12 protein-coding genes are annotated in these 17,478 nt (G+C 56.3%); 5 read left to right on the top strand and 7 right to left on the bottom strand.

Features of this window, described 5'->3' with window-relative positions; translation table 11 throughout:
• Positions 1-5 precede the first annotated feature (5 nt).
• From KJI95_RS10785 to KJI95_RS10770, 4 genes are all read left to right on the top strand, one after another.
• Positions 6-3,251 (top strand): efflux RND transporter permease subunit, encoded by a 3,246-nt coding sequence (locus tag KJI95_RS10785; RefSeq protein WP_214507194.1) that lies wholly within the window; start codon positions 6-8, stop codon positions 3,249-3,251.
• A complete protein-coding gene (locus tag KJI95_RS10780) occupies positions 3,248-6,301 on the top strand; it encodes an efflux RND transporter permease subunit (RefSeq protein ID WP_214507193.1) in 3,054 nt (1,017 codons plus the stop codon). The genes KJI95_RS10785 and KJI95_RS10780 overlap by 4 nt, the downstream gene beginning before the upstream one ends.
• A gap of 289 nt (positions 6,302-6,590) precedes the next feature.
• Positions 6,591-7,469, top strand: a complete 879-nt coding sequence (locus tag KJI95_RS10775; protein ID WP_214507192.1) for an MBL fold metallo-hydrolase — start codon at positions 6,591-6,593, stop codon at positions 7,467-7,469.
• Positions 7,470-7,523: 54 nt separating this feature from the next.
• Entirely contained in the window at positions 7,524-7,961 is a 438-nt protein-coding gene (locus KJI95_RS10770) for a GFA family protein (RefSeq protein WP_214507191.1), read from the top strand.
• 122 nt (positions 7,962-8,083) lie between these two features.
• On the opposite strand, the gene KJI95_RS10765 is transcribed toward KJI95_RS10770, so the two are convergent.
• The 5 genes from KJI95_RS10765 to KJI95_RS10745 all read right to left on the bottom strand — a co-directional run bounded on the left by KJI95_RS10765 (position 8,084) and on the right by KJI95_RS10745 (position 14,371).
• Complete coding sequence (locus KJI95_RS10765) at positions 8,084-8,656, bottom strand: DUF502 domain-containing protein (protein WP_214507190.1); 573 nt, start codon at positions 8,654-8,656, stop codon at positions 8,084-8,086.
• Positions 8,657-8,828: 172 nt separating this feature from the next.
• A complete protein-coding gene (phoU, locus tag KJI95_RS10760) occupies positions 8,829-9,539 on the bottom strand; it encodes a phosphate signaling complex protein PhoU (protein ID WP_214507189.1) in 711 nt (236 codons plus the stop codon).
• A gap of 23 nt (positions 9,540-9,562) precedes the next feature.
• Positions 9,563-10,381: a phosphate ABC transporter ATP-binding protein PstB gene (pstB, locus tag KJI95_RS10755; RefSeq protein ID WP_214507188.1), complete on the bottom strand. Its 819-nt coding sequence runs from the start codon at positions 10,379-10,381 to the stop codon at positions 9,563-9,565.
• A 35-nt stretch (positions 10,382-10,416) separates the two neighbouring features.
• The gene (gene pstA, locus KJI95_RS10750; protein WP_214507187.1) at positions 10,417-12,069 is read right to left on the bottom strand and encodes a phosphate ABC transporter permease PstA; all 1,653 of its coding nucleotides are present in this window, start codon (positions 12,067-12,069) and stop codon (positions 10,417-10,419) included.
• Between the two features lie 49 nt (positions 12,070-12,118).
• The gene (locus KJI95_RS10745) at positions 12,119-14,371 is read right to left on the bottom strand and encodes an ABC transporter permease subunit (RefSeq protein WP_214507186.1); all 2,253 of its coding nucleotides are present in this window, start codon (positions 14,369-14,371) and stop codon (positions 12,119-12,121) included.
• A 247-nt stretch (positions 14,372-14,618) separates the two neighbouring features.
• On the opposite strand from KJI95_RS10745, the gene KJI95_RS10740 reads away from it, so the two are divergent.
• Positions 14,619-15,125, top strand: a complete 507-nt coding sequence (locus KJI95_RS10740; RefSeq protein ID WP_214507185.1) for a glycine cleavage system transcriptional repressor — start codon at positions 14,619-14,621, stop codon at positions 15,123-15,125.
• A gap of 157 nt (positions 15,126-15,282) precedes the next feature.
• Here the strand turns inward: KJI95_RS10740 and KJI95_RS10735 are convergent, their stop codons facing one another.
• Positions 15,283-16,167 (bottom strand): DMT family transporter, encoded by an 885-nt coding sequence (locus tag KJI95_RS10735; RefSeq protein ID WP_214507243.1) that lies wholly within the window; start codon positions 16,165-16,167, stop codon positions 15,283-15,285.
• A gap of 315 nt (positions 16,168-16,482) precedes the next feature.
• Positions 16,483-17,418 carry a fructokinase gene (mak, locus tag KJI95_RS10730; RefSeq protein WP_214507242.1) on the bottom strand — a complete coding sequence of 312 codons (936 nt, stop codon included), beginning with the start codon at positions 17,416-17,418 and terminating at the stop codon, positions 16,483-16,485.
• Between the last annotated feature and the right edge of the window lie 60 nt (positions 17,419-17,478).

Genomic DNA, 17,478 nt, shown 5'->3' with positions numbered 1-17,478 from the left:
GGATCATGTCTGTTATTTCGACTTCCGTTAAACGGCCGGTCACCGTGTGGATGTTTATGCTGGCGGTGATCCTTTTTGGCATGGTGGGCTTTTCCAGGCTGGCGGTGATGCTGCTGCCGGACTTAAGCTACCCCACAGTCACCATTCGTACCCTGTATGACGGCGCAGCGCCGGTTGAGGTAGAGCAGCTTATCTCCAAGCCCATTGAAGAATCTGTCGGCGTGGTTAAAGGGCTTCGTAAAATCAGCTCAGTGTCCCGCTCCGGCATGTCCGATGTTATCCTCGAGTTCGAATGGGGCACCGACATGGACATGGCAAGCCTTGAGGTGCGTGAAAAGCTCGACATCATCACCCTGCCGCTGGACGTACAAAAGCCGCTACTGCTGCGCTTTAACCCCAATCTCGACCCCATCATGCGCGTTGCACTGTCGGTGGATAACGCCAGCGGCAACGACTTAAAGCAGCTGCGCACCTACGCCGATGAAGAACTTAAGCGCCAGCTCGAGGGCCTGCCCGGGGTTGCCGCCGTACGCCTGTCCGGCGGTCTTGTGCAGGAAGTGCAAATCCTGATTAATCAGGAGCGCCTGGCCCAGCTTGATTTGAGCGCCGAGCAAATCCGTAGCCGCATTGCCGAAGAAAACCTCAATATCTCCGCCGGTAAGGTGGTTCAGGGCGATAAAGAGTATCTGGTACGCACCCTAAACCAGTTCAACTCCCTCGAAGAGCTGGGTCAGGTCGTTGTGTACAAAAATGGCCAAAGTCTGGTGCGCCTCTTTGAAGTCGCCACCATCATCGATGGTCACAAAGAGCGCAGCGACATCACCCGCATTGGTGAGCGCGAGTCGATTGAGCTTGCCATCTATAAAGAAGGTGATGCCAACACTGTGACAGTGGCGAAAAAGCTTAAGCAGGACATTGAGCGCATCAACGGTAAAAATCCGCTGGCAAAGATGGAAATCATCTACGACCAGTCCGAGTTTATTGAAAGCGCGGTGAGTGAAGTCACCTCCTCGGCGCTGATTGGCTCTGTGCTTGCCATGCTGGTGATTTACCTCTTCCTGCGTGACATCATCCCAACGCTGATTATCTCCATCTCCATCCCGTTTTCGGTGATTGCCACCTTCAACATGATGTATTTCGCCGACATCAGCCTCAACATCATGTCCCTTGGCGGCATAGCGCTGGCGGTGGGCTTGTTGGTGGACAACGCCATTGTGGTGCTTGAGAACATCGACAGATACCGCAAACAGGGGCTTAGCCGCATGGATGCCGCCATCAAGGGCACCCAGGAAGTCAGCGGCGCGATTTTTGCCTCAACTCTCACTACCCTTGCGGTATTTGTGCCGCTGGTGTTTGTGGATGGTATTGCCGGCGCCCTCTTCTCCGATCAGGCGCTGACCGTGACCTTTGCCCTGCTGGCCTCATTACTGGTGGCGCTGACCTCCATTCCGATGCTGGCCTCCCGCGAAGGCTTTAAGGCGCTGCCTCCCCTTTTGGATAAAGCCCCCAAGGCCAAGCCCGAAGGCAAAATGGGCAAGTTCAAGCGCTATGGCGCCACTGTGTTCAGCTTCCCCTTTGTGGTAATGTTTAAGTGGCTGCCCGCCATGCTGCTGACCGCAGTGCTCAGCCTGTCCAGGCTCTTTTCCTGGCTTGCCGGGCTTATTATGCGCCCGCTGTCATCACTGTTTAATCTGGGTTACCGCGGCGTCGAAAACCTGTATTACCCGCTGCTTGGCGCTGCACTCAAGGCCCGCGCCCTGACGCTTGCCATCGCCATTGGCCTTACCGCCAGTGCCGGCTTGCTGCTGCCACGCCTCGGCATGGAGCTTATTCCTGCCATGGATCAGGGCGAGTTTTACGTTGAAGTGCTGCTGCCACCCGGCACCGAAGTGAGTGAAACCGACCGGGTGCTGCAGTATCTTGCACTGTCCATCAAAGACATGCCGGCGGTGAAACATGCCTACAGTCAGGCGGGCAGTGGCGGCCTTATGACCTCGGATGTGAGCCGCGGCGGTGAAAACTGGGGCCGCCTGCAGGTGGTGCTTGCCGACCACGGCGCCTTTGAAGAGGTCAGCGCTGTGCTGCGTGAGCAGGTCCGCCGCGTGCCGGAGCTGGAAGCCAAGGTCAAATTCCCTGAGCTCTTTTCATTCCGCACCCCGCTTGAAATTGAGCTTCGCGGCTATGAGCTTGGTCAGCTTAAACAAAGCGCCGACAGTCTGGTGAAAGCCCTCGATGAGTCCGACCGTTTCACCGACATCAACACCAGTCTGCGTGACGGCCAGCCCGAGATTGCCATCCACTTCGACACCAATCGTCTGGCGGCATTGGGGCTGGATGCGCCCACAGTGGCTAACCGCATCGCGCAGCGGATTGGCGGCACCGTGGCCAGCAAATACAGCCTGCGCGACCGTAAAATCGATATTCTGGTGCGCGCCGAAGAAGGCGAGCGAGATGAAATCAGCGATATAGCCAACCTCATCGTCAATCCCGATGCCGAAAACCAAATTCCGCTCTCGGCCGTTGCCGAAGTGAAACTGGAGCTTGGCCCCTCGGCCATCAACCGCATCAGCCAGCAGCGCGTCGCCATAGTGTCAGCCAACCTCGCCTACGGCGACCTTGCCGAAGCCGTGGCCGAAGCGCGCACTATCCTTGGCAAACAGGCGCTGCCAGCGTCAGTTCAGGCTGAGTTTGGTGGCCAGAATGAAGAGATGGAGCACTCGTTCCAGTCGCTGCAGATTGCGTTGGTGCTTGCCGTGTTCCTGGTGTATTTGGTGATGGCGAGTCAGTTCGAGTCGTTCCTGCACCCACTGCTTATCCTGTTTTCAGTGCCAATGGCGGTCAGCGGCAGCGTGTTTGGCCTGTACCTTACCGGCACCCACGTATCTGTGGTGGTGTTTATCGGCCTTATCATGCTCGCCGGTATTGTGGTGAATAACGCCATCGTGCTGATTGACCGCATTAACCAGCTGCGGGCCGAAGGCATGGATAAAATCGCGGCCATTACCGATGCAGCCAAGTCGCGGCTTCGCCCCATCATGATGACCACGCTCACCACAGTGCTTGGTCTGTTGCCCATGGCCATCGGCATTGGCGATGGCAGCGAAGTGCGCGCGCCCATGGCCATCACGGTAATTTTTGGTCTGAGCCTGTCTACAGCCCTTACTTTGCTGCTTATTCCGGTGCTGTACGCCCTGTTTGACCGCAAGGAGTTTGTCGCCAAGCCTGCGCTTGATGAGGGAGCAGCATCATGAACATGACCAAACTTGCCGTGCGCCGCCCGGTGACCACAGTGATGGCGTTTGTCGCCATCCTGCTGTTTGGCCTGGTGTCAGCAAGGCTTCTGCCGCTTGAACTTTTTCCCGGCATTGATATTCCGCAGGTTGTGGTGCAGGTGCCTTACAAGGGCTCTACCCCGGCCGAAGTGGAGCGTGACATTACCCGCGTGCTGGAAGAATCGCTTGCGACCATGAGCGGCATCGATGAGATGAGTTCAGAGTCCAGCCAGGACGGCGCCACCATCGAACTTGACATGAAATGGGGCGAGAGCGTTGCGGCCAAGGCGCTGGAAGCGCGGGAAAAAGTCGATGCGGTGCGCCATTTGCTGCCAAAAGATGTGGAGCGGGTGTTTATTCTGCAGTTTTCCACCTCGGACATGCCGATTTTTAACCTGCGGATTTCCAGTGACCGCGAGCTTTCGGGCGCCTACGATTTGCTGGAAAAACAGCTCAGGCAACCACTTGAGCGGGTTGAAGGGGTCTCCAAGGTCACCCTGTATGGCGTTGAGCAAAAGCAAATCAGCATCCGCGTCGATGCTGACCGCCTGGCGGCCTCAGGCTTATCCAGCGCTCAGCTGACCAAACGACTGCAGGCCGAAAACTTTGTCCTTTCGGGTGGATCGCTGCGCCAAAGCGGCACTGTGTACCAGTTATCCCCCAAGGGCGAGTTCCGAACCCTTGAAGATATCGAAGCCATCGTCCTTAGCCTTGGCGTTCGCCTTGGGGATATTGCCACTGTGCAATACGAGCTGCCGGAGCGCACCGAAGGCCGCCATCTGGATCAGCGCTACGCGGTCGGGCTTGATGTGTTTAAAGAGTCAGGCGCCAACCTGGTGGAAGTGTCCGACCGGGTAATGAAAGTCATTGAGGCGGTAAAATCCGATAAGCAGTTCAGCGGTATCAAGATGTTTATCATGGAAAATCAGGCCGAAGGCGTGAAGTCGTCGCTCTGGGATCTGATGATGTCCGGCATCATAGGCGCCGCGCTCTCCTTTGCGGTGCTGTACCTTTTCCTTCGCAACATGGGCATGACACTGATAGTCGTGTCGTCGGTGCCGATTTCCATCTGTATGACACTCGCCGGCATGTACCTGCTGGGTTACAGCCTCAATATCCTGTCGATGATGGGGCTGCTGCTGGCCGTCGGTATGCTGATTGACAACGCCGTGGTAGTCACCGAAAGCGTGCTGCAGGAAAAGCAAAAGGAAGCCCACGAAAGCAAAGAGACCGCGGTGCTTGCCGGTGTCGATAAAGTGGCGCTGGCGGTGCTTGCCGGTACGCTCACCACAGCCATAGTGTTTTTCCCGAACATCTTTGGCGCCAAGGTGCAGCTGACCATCTTCCTTGAGCACGTGGCGATTGCGATTTGTATCTCGCTGGGCGCCTCGCTTCTGGTTGCCAAAACCCTCATTCCGCTGATGCTGACCCGTATTCATATTCACCATGAAGACAAGGTGGAAAAATCCAGGCTGCAGGACTTTTACGAGCGCTCCCTTGGCTGGGTATTGCACCATCCCAAAATCAGTACCGGGATTGCGATACTGATGCTCGCCTCCACCGCCCTGCCGCTGAGTATGGTTAAAGAAGATCAGGAAGATGGCGCCAGCAAGCAGCGACTCTTTATCAATTATCAGATTGAAGGACGCCATGCCCTTGGGGTGACCGAGGCCGTCGTCGCCGAAATGGAGGCTTATCTCTACGCCCACAAAGACGAGTTTTATATCGACTCTGTCTACAGCTACTACAACCCTGAGCGGGCAAGCTCCACAGTGCTGTTCAAAAAAGACGTGGAATTTGACCTCGATGCACTGAAAAAGACCATACGTGAAGGCTTCCCCAAGTTTTCCATCGCCAAGCCGCAACTGGGCTGGGGGGATGAACGTCAGGGCGTGCGGGTCACACTGACCGGCAGCTCCACTGCTGAGCTTATCCACATCAGTGAATCAGTGATCCCGCTGCTGTCGTCCATCGAGGGGCTGGAAGATGTCAATTCCGAGCTCAATGGCGCCCAGCAAGAAGTGTTGGTGCGGGTTGACCGCGATATGGCGGCAAGGCTTAACACCCAGGCCGGTGAAGTTGCCCGCGCGATTGCCACGGCGCTGCGCGGACAGATGCTCCGAAGCTTTCGTCACGATCCCAGCGGCGAAATCCGCATTGAGCTTGGGTACGACAAGTCATGGCAACAGTCACTTGAGCAGCTTAAGCAACTGCCGGTGATGCGCGTCGATGACAGAGTCTTCAGCCTCTCAAGTCTCGCCGATATCGAAATTGTGCCGCGCTTTGACACCATCAAGCACTATAACCGCAAAACCGCGCTGTCTATCGGTACCAATATCGAAGGCATCACCACCGAAGAGGCGCAGGAAAAAATCACCCAGGCGATGAACAGCGTTAACTTCCCGCCCGGCTATGGTTATTCGCTGCGCGGCGGTTTTGAACGTCAGGATGAAGATCAGAAAATCATGGTCGTTAACATGCTGCTGGCGGTGGCGATGATTTATATCGTCATGGCGGCGCTGTTTGAGTCGCTGCTGCTGCCCTCAGCCATCATCACCTCTATCCTGTTTTCCATCACAGGGGTGTTCTGGGCACTGTGGATTACCGGCACGCCAAACGGGGTGATGGCCATGATTGGCATCCTGATTTTGATGGGGATTGTGGTGAATAACGGCATAGTGCTGGTTGACCAAATCAACCAGATGACACCGGAATTGGATGCTCTGTCCGCCACCATTCACTCAGTCTGTATTACGCGCCTTCGCCCCGTGCTGATGACAGTGGGCACCACAGTGCTGGGTTTGGTGCCGCTTGCCATGGGCGACACCCAAATCGGTGGCGGCGGACCGCCCTACTACCCGATGGCCATTGCCATCATAGGCGGGCTCAGTTTCTCCACCGTGACCAGTTTGTATCTGGTGCCGCTTTGCTATCAGGCGTTCTATCGGCTGCGCCACCGCTCAGCCCAGGGGCTGTGGATGGCCGACAAGCGTGCCAATCGCCTGCTGCCCTGGCTTGCCAACAAATAGCCAGCTGGCAAACAGGCGGCTTGCATGGGCAATGCCCTGAAACAGCAAAGGTCGTTAATGGCAAACCTAGCTGTTTGATAACCGACCAAGCTGTTTGATAACCGACAAAAAGACCGCCGCCGGCGGTCTTTTTTATTGCCGCGCTGAGTCAATTCGATTTATGTTAACCGAACGTTAACTCTTTATCCGAACGACAAGCGCCCAGACCGCGTTATCCTAAACCCAGACCTGCCACTCAGGCGCTGAATCAGCCATGCCAATCAGAACAATCAAAACCGAGGACTGCCCGATGAAAGCAAAACATGCCACGCTCCTTTTGAGCCTCTTGCTGTCACTGCCGCTAACCGCCGAGGAAGACAGGTTTGCCAAGGTTGAAATAACCCCAACCCAACTTGCGCCAAGCGTATGGCTGCTCGAAGGTGCCGGCGGCAACATAGGTGTCAGCAGTGGCGATGACGGTATTCTCATTATCGATGACCAGTTTGCGCCGCTGGCCGATAAAATTGCCGCCGCTCTCAAGGCTACGCCCGGCGCGCAAAAATCCGCCATGCCACGCTTTATCATCAACACCCACTACCATGGCGATCACACCGGCGGCAACGACCATTTTGGTAAACACGGCACCATACTTGCCCACGATAATGTATTAAAGCGGCTCGCCACCGATGGCAAAACGCCCGAGGGCGCGCTGCCGGTTGTCACCTTTGATGCCGGGATAAACATCCGCTTTAACGGCGAGACCCTTAAAGTCATGCACCTTGGCCCAGGTCACACCGACGGCGACAGTCTGGTTATTTTCGAGCGCTCCGGCGTGGTGCACATGGGGGATTTGTTTTTTAAAGACCGCTTTCCCTACATAGATCTCGATGGCGGCGGCTCTGTCATCGGCTACCGTGACAATGTCGAGCGCGCACTTTCCCTTATCAGTTACGATGACAAGGTCATCCCCGGCCACGGCAGCCTCGCAAACCGCGCCGATTTACTGAAATTCAAACAGATGCTCGATGACAGCATCACTTGGGCAAAAGCGGCGATTGCCAGCGGCAAAAGCCTCGAGCAGATGCAGGCCGAAGGTCTTGGTGAAAAATACCAAAGCTGGAGCTGGAATTTCATCGATGAGAAAAAATGGATAGCCATACTGCACCGCGATCTGAGTGCTAAGAGCTAATCAAGCAGTTAGGCGCTGTCAGCATTAAAAGATTCGCGCCACGGAGGATAAAGCATGACCAGCAGACAAGGCGGCTGCCACTGCGGCCGTATCCGTTACCGGATTGAGGGCGAGCCCTTTGATGCCGACTATTGCCATTGCCTGGATTGCCAGAAAACCACCGGCGCGCCGGTTGCTGCCTGGATGGATTTTAACGCCGCTCAGGTGCACTGGCTTGGGGAAATGCCGGCCGAATACGCCTCGTCGGCCAGCATTCGCCGCGGCTTTTGCTCAAACTGCGGCTGCAGCATAAGTTACCGCAGCACGGCGTATCCGGACTTTCTGACATTAAGCATCTGCACTCTGGACGAGCCCAGCAAAAGCGACGGCGACAATGGCAATGAGATAGCGCCGAAATACCATATTCACACCGCATCCCGCCGGCCCTGGCTGGAAATTGCCGATGAGCTTCCCCGCTATGCCGCGGCGAGAAATCCTGCATCAAAAAGCTAACCGCAGGCGTGGTTTGCAATGGATGCAAACCACATTGCGGGAGGCGCCAAACGCTAACTCGTTAAACGCTAACTCGTTAAACACTGGCTCACTGAGGCATTTTCTCAGTCAGCGAAGCTTTATCAGGATTTGGACAAACCGGCGGTGAGGTTAAAGCGCATCGCTTCTTCAAAGCTCCAGTTGACCGGAATAAGATCTTCACGACGCACCAGGGTAGTGACACCGGCCATTTGATATGAAAGCTGAAACAGCACGGGCACCCAGTCTCCTTCGCCAAGGGCATCGGCGAGCGGCGCAGGCGCCTTGTCGGTCATAATAAAGCCCACCACAAAGCCGCCGTTGGCCTGTTTGACCAGCACCACCTGTTGATCCTTGGGCTTACCGTCGCGGTTCATCAAAGAAGCGATATCGCGAATACTGCCATAAACGGATTTGAACAGCGGAAAGCGCATCAGCGCGCGCTCGATTTTGCCCCACAGCCACAAGATTGGACTGACCGAGAACAACAGCCCCGCCGCAAATACCAGCGCAATCACCAGCAAAAAGCCTTCACCGACAAAAAGCCGTGGCTGACCTATGAGTTCAAGCAGCAGCACCCCCAGCTCATCAAGCGACACAAACAGCGACCAGAACAGCCACAGGCTAAGAGCCATTGGCAGCACATTCATCAGGCCTCGGGTCAGGGTGGTCTTCATGCAATCCTCAATATTGATGCCGCGCGGGCGGGTAAAAAGTCGCACTATAGTAGCACAGCCGTTGGCGTGAATGCGCAGCGCTTATCGACACGGCTGTTAGCGATAAACTGGCCAACACCAATAAAAAAGCCGGTCGGGGCGAACCCGGCCGGCTTTTGGTAAATCGCTCACCTCAGCGGTGGATGTCCTTTTCCATGTCCTCATAGGAGGTATGGCGCACATCTTTACCCTTCACGTAGTAAATGATGTACTCACAAATGTTTTTGCAGCGATCCCCTACCCGCTCCACGGCGCGGGCGGCCCAGAGCACATCGAGCACGCCGGGGATAGAGCGCGGGTCTTCCATCATGTACGTCATCAGCTGGCGGATAATGCCTTCATATTCTTTATCGAGACGCGCATCTTCGCGGTGCAGTTCAAGGGCCGATTCCACATCCATCCGCGCCAGCGCATCCAGAGTCGAGTGCAGCATACGCGTGGCATGGCGGCCCATGGACTCGATGCTCACCAGCAGTGGCTGCTGGTTATTGTTGCGCTTCTCAAGGGCGGCCTTGGCGATACGTACGCAGGCGTCACCGATGCGCTCAAGGTCGGCAATGGTCTTGGAGATAGCAATAATCAGGCGCAGGTCGCTCGCCGCCGGTTGACGCTTGGCGATAATGCGGGTGCACTCTTCATCAATAGCCACTTCCATGCCGTTAACCTTGTGGTCGCCGTCTATCACCCGTTTGGCAAGTTCGGCATCCAGTGCGCCGAGGGCATCCAGTGCCTGCTCCAGCTGACGCTCCACCAGGCCACCCATGGCCAAAACGCGGTTACGGATATCCTCAAGCTCGGCATTGAACTGGCCGGAAATGTGTCGGTTGGTACTCAGTTTATCCATGAGAATTCAAAAGCCTCTTGCTGTTAGCCGTAACGACCAGTGATGTAGTCTTCGGTCTTGCGCTGGGTTGGGGTGGTGAAAATGGTGTTGGTGTCGGCGTATTCCACCAGCTCGCCCATGTACATAAAAGCGGTCTGATCCGATACCCGCGCGGCCTGCTGCATGTTGTGGGTCACAATCACCACAGTGTACTTGGTCTTAAGCTCGGTGATGAGCTCCTCGATGGTCAGGGTCGAGATAGGGTCAAGCGCCGAGGTCGGTTCATCGAGCAGCAGCACTTCAGGCTCGATGGCAATCGCGCGGGCAATCACCAGACGCTGCTGCTGACCACCGGACAGACCAAAGGCGTTGTCGTGCAGCCGGTCTTTTACCTCATCCCAAATGGCAGCGCCGCGAAGCGAGCGCTCGCAGGCTTCGTCCAGCTCGCGGCGGTTGTTAAGGCCCTGCAGACGCAGGCCATACACCACGTTTTCGTAAATGGATTTGGGGAACGGATTGGGGCGCTGGAACACCATGCCGACATTACGGCGAAGCGCCGCCACGTCCACGGCCTTGTCGTAGATATTCTGGCCGTGCAGGCGGATTTCGCCGCTGATCTTGCAGTTATCCACCAGGTCGTTCATGCGGTTGATGCAGCGCAGCAGGGTCGATTTACCGCAGCCGCTGGGGCCGATAAACGCAGTGACGCGCTTTTTCGGGATTTTCATCGACACATTGAACAGCGCCTGCTTATTGCCGTAGTGCAAATTCAGGTTGTGGATCTCCAGAGCCGTTTCCGACGCAGGCAAATTTTCCAGATCCAGGGCTTCGGTTTTCATTACTGAACTGTCTATCGAAATCATCTTCTGTACCAATTTTCAGGATTATCGCCGGATTATCAATGCTCAAGGGAGCGATATTTTTCACGCAGGTGGTTACGTACACTGATGGCGGTCAGGTTAAGCGCCACAATCACAGACACCAGCAGGAAGGACGTGGCGTACACCAGAGGCCGCGCCGCTTCCACGTTGGGGCTCTGGAAGCCCACATCGTAAATATGAAAACCCAGGTGCATGAACTTACGGTCCAGGTGCACAAAGGGAAAGTTCATATCGACCGGCAGGGTCGGGGCAAGCTTCACCACCCCCACCAGCATCAGTGGCGCCACTTCGCCGGCGGCGCGGGCCACGGCCAAAATCAGACCTGTCATAATCGCAGGGCTCGCCATAGGAATAACAATCCGCCACAGGGTTTCGGCCTTGGTGGCACCAAGGGCCAGACTGCCCTGACGCACGGCGCTTGGAATACGCGAAAGCCCCTCTTCGGTAGAAACAATCACCACCGGCAGCGTCAGGATGGCAAGGGTCAGCGCTGACCAAATCACCCCGGGTGAGCCAAAGGTTGGCGATGGCAACGCCTCGGGGTAGAACAGCTGGTCGATGGAGCCGCCAAGCATGTACACAAAAAAGCCCAGACCAAACACGCCGTAAACAATGGATGGCACACCGGCAAGGTTAATTACCGCGATGCGGATCATCTTGGTCAGCGGGCCTTTTTTGGCATATTCGTGCAGATAAATCGCCGCAATCACCCCAAATGGCGTCACGATAATGGCCATCAGCAGCACCATAAACACGGTACCGAAAATCGCCGGGAACACGCCGCCTTCGGTGTTGGCCTCGCGGGGATCGGCGCTGATAAAGTTGGCCACACCGCCAAACCAGTGGCCAATTTTGCCGATAAAATCCAGACGGTTGGCGTAGGTAACATCCAGCACACTGTCGAGCTTAAGCTGCACTTCTTCGCCGCGCATATCGCGCACTATCACGCTATCGCGGCCCGCGTCATCCCTGAGGGAAAACAGCTCTTTTTCCAGCACCAGGTAATCGGCTTGCAGTTTGGCGCGAGCAGCCTCAAATTCGTGCTTTTTGCTGTCGGTCAGCTCACCGTCAAGCTCGGCGCGGCGCTCTTTAAGACGCAGACGCTCCAGCTCGTGGTTGATGGCACCGATATCACGCTTTTGCAGCGTCGTGGCCTTGTCGCCAATGTCCACTGCGCGCTCGATGTGCTCCTCGAGGGAGTGCTGCACATCGCTAAGTTCAAGGCGCTTGCCGTTTTCAATCACAGCCACGGGGTAGCCGTAAAAGTTACCGTTTTTACTGCGCTCAATCAGGGCGATACCTTCTGGCGTGCTGCGCGACACTATGTCCGTTTCCAGCACCCAGCGAAAATCCAGCCCCACAAATTCACGGTTACCGGTTTTTACCAGATAACGGGTGACAAACTCCCCGGGCGGCTCGGCGAACTCAACGCCAGCGGTGATAAGCCGCTCGCTCGGCACCTGCTCACGGTCGTAGATTTCACCAATCAGGGTCGACTCAACGCCCTTGGCATCCCGCAGTTTCCACTCATAAATATCGGCGGGCCAAAAGAACGACAGACCACGCCAGGCAATCAGCAGCAGCAGACCAAGCACAGCTATCAGGCTTAAACTTACCGCGCCGCCGGTCATCCAAATCCAGGGGGAACCCGACTTAAACCACTTACCCATTATGCTGTCCCCAACTCAATTCCAAGCATTTCATAAGGCCAATCCCTGCTTACAGCGAGCTGTAACGCTCACGCAGACGCTGACGGACAACTTCCGCCACCGTGTTGAAAATAAAGGTGAAAATAAAGAGTACGAACGCCGCGAGGAACAGCACCCTATAGTGGCTGCTGCCGATGGCCGATTCAGGCATTTCCACCGCGATGTTCGCCGCCAGGGTTCGCATGCCTTCAAACACGCTCCATTCCATGATGGCGGTGTTGCCGGTGGCCATCAGTACAATCATGGTTTCACCCACGGCGCGGCCAAGGCCCATCATGATGGCCGAGAAGATGCCGGGGCTTGCGGTGAGAAGTACCACCCGGGTCAGGGTTTGCCACTGGGTCGCCCCCAGCGCCAGGCTGCCGTTTGACAGGTGACGCGGCACCGAGAAAATTGCGTCTTCGGCGATGGAGAAGATGGTCGGGATCACCGCAAATCCCATAGCGATGCCCACTACCAGCGCGTTACGCTGATCGAAGGTAATGCCAAGTTCATTGGTAATAAACTGACGGGTATCGCCGTGGAAAAACATCACTTCAATACTCGGGCTGATGGCGAAAGAGGCATAGCCCACCAGACACAGCACAGGCACCAGCATCAGCTCCTGATAGGTTTCCGGCAGGCGCTGTTTCCACTCAAGCGGCAACTTGCTCCAGCCATAGGCGCTTAAGAGTATTGAGGCCGGCAGCAAAATCAGCATCACCAGAATGCCGGGCAGGTGCTCTTCAATCAGCGGCGCAAGCCACAGACCCGCAAGGAAACCCAGAATAACAGTCGGCAACGCTTCCATGATTTCGATGGTGGGCTTAACCACACTGCGCACCTTGGGCGACATAAAGTAGGCGGTATAAATGGCGCCGGCAATCGACAGCGGCACCGCAAACAGCATGGCATAAAGCGCCGCCTTCATGGTGCCGAATGCCAATGGCATCAGGCTCAGTTTGGCCTCAAAGTCATCGGAGCCTGAGGTGGACTGCCACACAAACTGCGGCTCAGGGTAGCCTTCGTACCACACCTTGTGCCACAGGGCGCTCCAGCTCACTTCAGGATGATCGTTTTCCACTGCAAAGAGATGCAGCTTGTGACCGGCATCCACCACCAGCGCGTTGGAGCGTGGGCTGAAGCCCAGCGCCTGCGGCTTGGCAATATCAAATTGTTCGCTTAACAGCTCGCGCTCACTGGTGGTGTACAACAGTGTCAGGCGGCCATCGTCGGTGACGGTGGCAAAGCTTTTACGATAAAACTCAGTGCCTATGGCCTCGATGTGGCCAAGGCCTTTGAAATCACGGATTTCACGGTACAGGCGGCCCTTGTCGCCATTGACCTGAAAATACTGCACCACATCGCCGTTATCGTAGGACAGCAGCAAAGAGCTTGCTCCCGCCAGCAGTGAAAAGTCGTTAAGCTGACGCTTGGCGCGGCCAGCGTCAATCACCTGCAGCAAAGATGGCTCTTCGGCGTTACGGATGTTGTAGACAAAAATCTTGTTGCCCGAGCGCAGCATCAACTGGCGCTGATCCGGGGTCATGAGTTGCTCTTGTACATTCGACGGCGCATCCGGCAACAGGGCGCCGCTGCGGCTCCACTCAATTTCTTCGGTGAGCAGGTTTTCAACGCCTTCAAGTTTCGTCAGCTGCCATTTACCGTCAGCACCTTTGAATGCCACCGACAGCTCATTGTTGCTGCGGCCAAAGGTAAAGGCATTGATGGGCTCGCCGGACTCATTCACCAGCAAGCGGCTGTCGCCGTTAAGATTGCGCACTTTTGGGGTGATGGTGCGCACGTTGCCGGGATAGGTTACGCCAAACTCGACCCGGTAAAGCTCAAGCTCACCGTTTGAAAGGCCGAGGGCATAGGTTTGCTCATGGGGCACAGAGGCCGAGGCGCTCACCACGGTAACGCCTGCGGGAAGCGCTGGCACAAACTCATCGGCAAGCTCGCCGTTTGGGCGGAAAAACTGCACCTTGCCGTCGCTGCCGACCCGGAACATCAGCTCATTCTGCTCGTCACTGCCAACCATCAGCGCAGGCGCGCTTGCTGCATCATAGGCAACCGCCGCACGCTCAGACACAGAGGCGCCGTCAAAAATGGGCTTCACCACATACAGCAGATAGAAAAAAATCAACAGCAGCGCCACGAATACCATGATGCCGCCCACAGTCACGCCGACAGCGGTCGCCTTGTCCTTGAAAGAGCGTCGACCTGAGCCTTTACCGGCCAGAATGCTGGCGGCCGAATCAGGCGTAGTGACCTGAGTATCCATTCAAAACCTCTGATTGATTTGCTTGTACGCATTTCACTGGGCATCCCCCGGTGGCTGTGCTAACAATTAACTGTTTAACAAGTAACCTGCCTTGCAAACAAGCGGTTTAGCCCTCAGCCAAGGGATAACCCAAATTGGGATGGCGCCATTATATGACGCCAATATGACATTTGTGTTACGCAAGGACGCAAATAGAGACAAAGATAGTCAAGGTCATTTCGCTTTAAACACAAGGAGTAAGCGCGCGATGCTGAGATACCTCATCACCCTGCAGGCCCCGGACAGAACGGGATTGGTGGAACAAATTGCCCATGCGGTGAGTCGCCACGGTGGCAACTGGCTGGATTCAGAGCTGCGCCATATCGACGGCATCTTTGCCGCCATCCTGGTGCTTGAGATCCCAAGCACCAACTGGGACGACCTGCTCGACAACCTTGAATGCATCGACGGCCTTACCCTCACCCACGCCAGCACCCAGGCGGCCAAGGCGCCAAGCTTCAAGCGCAGCTACAGCCTGGTGGCCTACGACAGACCGGGTCTCGTCCTTGATATTTCAAATAAAATCAATGCGCTTGGCATCAATATCGAACATTTCTCCAGCCAGCTTGAAAGCGCAAGCCACACAGGGGTGCCGCTGTTTCGGGCCAACTTTGTGCTTGGGCTTGAGGAGCTTGGCAAAATCACGTTGCTGACCGAGTCACTTTATCTTATCGGCGATGATGTGCAGCTGGATCAGATTGCCGATCCGGCTTAAGCGCTGAACTGCTGCCCAGGCCGCTGCCCTGAACCGATGCCCCAGGCCGCCGCCCTGCGCCAGAAATAACGGGTACAAAAAAGCCTGAATAGCATCAGGCTTTTTGCTTTTTCACCCTTTTTAAGCCGGTGTTTTCAGACTGCTCACATGAAAAGCCTCAGGCAGGCTTTTGATGGCGGGATTTTACCAGATACCGCAGCGGCACCTGGCTTATCAGCATACCAAGCAGCATCAGGCCGCAGCCAAACAGCGCCCGCGAGCCAAGGCTCTCATCCAGAAACATCACCCCGCCAATGGCGGCAAACACAGTCTCGAGGCTTAAGATAATCGCCGCATGGGCGGGATGGGCATGCTTTTGCGCCAGCACCTGCAGGGTGTAAGCAACCCCAACTGAAATCAATCCGGCGTAAGCAAGCGCGCCCCAGGCCGCTTTTACGCCTTCGAGGGTGGTGGTTTCAAGCCCGAGCGACACCACAAAGCTTGCCAGCGCGCACACCAGAAACTGGCCGCAGGCGAGCACCACAGGGGCAATACGGGTGGCGTAATGGTCGACCGCAAGAATATGCATCGCCCAAAAAAGCGCCCCGGCAAGCTGCAGCGCATCACCAAAAGAAATGCTGAAATCATCGCCCACGCTTAAAAAATACAGGCCCACCACGGCAACGGCGCAGCCAAGCCAGGTATTGGCGCCTGTGCTGTGTTTCAGCACCAGCCCCAGCACCGGCACCAGCACGATATAAAGCCCGGTGATAAATCCCGCGTTGGCAGCTGTGGTGTGCAACAGCCCCACCTGCTGAAAGGATGCCGCGATAAACAAAATCCCACCGCAGCCGAGTGAGCCCACCAGCGCACGGCGCCAGAAGCCAGTATCGCCCATGCCTTTTATCCGGCCACGGACACGTAAAAACCAAATCAGCGGCAGCAGACTGAGCGCGCCAATCACAAAACGCAATCCATTGAATGCAAAAGGCTCGAGGTAATCCATCCCCAATCGCTGCGCCACAAAGCCAAAGCCCCAAATGGCCGCCGCCAACAATAACATCAGATTGGCCAATTCATCCCCCACGACACCAAATCTACCCACCCATAGCAAATCCACGGGTAATCAACGCCTAACCAGAATATATGGCTGGCAACAGGGGCGTTATTCTGCCCCCTGGCCCGCCGTTTTACAACGCCGACAAGGGATTTTCAAAACACCTTGTGCAAAATAAAAAACGGCGCCCTTTTCGGTAACCAAGACCGGGGCGCCCGACAGCATAAGCACATAAAAAGCCCCTCGTCCCTGAGGGTTTGCAACAAACCTCTTTCAGACGGCGGCAAAAAAGCCGCCAAAACCTTTCGTTATTTCAATCTTTTACTTACTGGCCAGCAAAGACGGCAAAGCCGCCTGCTCGCCGGGGGCCCACAGCCAGGCCGCGCCGCGCACGCCGGAAGAAGCGCCGTGACGGTTTTTCACCACCTCAGTGGCGCACTCACCGCCGAGCACATATTTGGGTAGCAGCGCAGGCAGGTATTCGTAGATTTCATCGATATTGGACACCCCGCCGCCGAGCACTATCACATCCGGGTCAAGCAGGTTAATCACATGGGCGAGCGAGCGCGCCAGGCGGTCGATAAAGCGGCCAAAGGCAGCTTCTGCCAGCGGGTCGCCCTGTGCCATCAGCGCCACAATCTCAATGCCACTAGCAGCCTCGCCGCCGTGGGCGCGAAAATCCCGCACAAAGCCGGTGCCGGAGACAAAGGTCTCGATGCAATCAGCGTTACCACAAAAGCAGCGGGTCGAATTGAATTCGTCCGCTGTCATCCACGGCAGCGGGTTATGGCCCCACTCGCCGCCAATACCGTTGCCGCCGCCGTGAACCTTGTGATTGATGGCGATGCCCGCGCCGCAGCCGGTACCGAGGATGGCGCCAAACACCAGCCTTTTGCCCGCGCCGCCGCCATCGACCGACTCGGATACCGCAAAGCAGTTGGCGTCGTTGGCAATGCGGACCTCACGCCCGAGCATGGCACCCAAATCCTTGTCCATCGGCTGGCCGTTAAGCCACACCGCGTTGGAGTTTTTCACCCTGCCGGTGAGCGCCGATACCACCCCGGGAATACCTATACCAATGCTGGACACCCGGCCGGTGTGTGCTTCTGATTCCTTCACCAGCGAGGCCACCGCTTCCAGGGTAGCGCGGTAATCTTTAGGCGTAGGCACCCGCTTTCGAAATACCTCTTCGCCTTGTTCATTCAAGGTCACCAACTCAATCTTGGTGCCGCCCAAATCAATTCCGGAGCGATACATGCCGCCCTCCCCGCCAACGCATTGAGCCACCTCAGCGCTGCGTTTCATATTGCTGGTTGC

This window comes from Shewanella jiangmenensis (assembly GCF_018596335.1).
Taxonomy (GTDB): Bacteria; Pseudomonadota; Gammaproteobacteria; order Enterobacterales; family Shewanellaceae; genus Shewanella; species Shewanella jiangmenensis.
The sequence above is the reverse complement of the archived record's forward strand: the minus strand, read 5'-3'. Positions and strand labels throughout refer to the sequence as shown.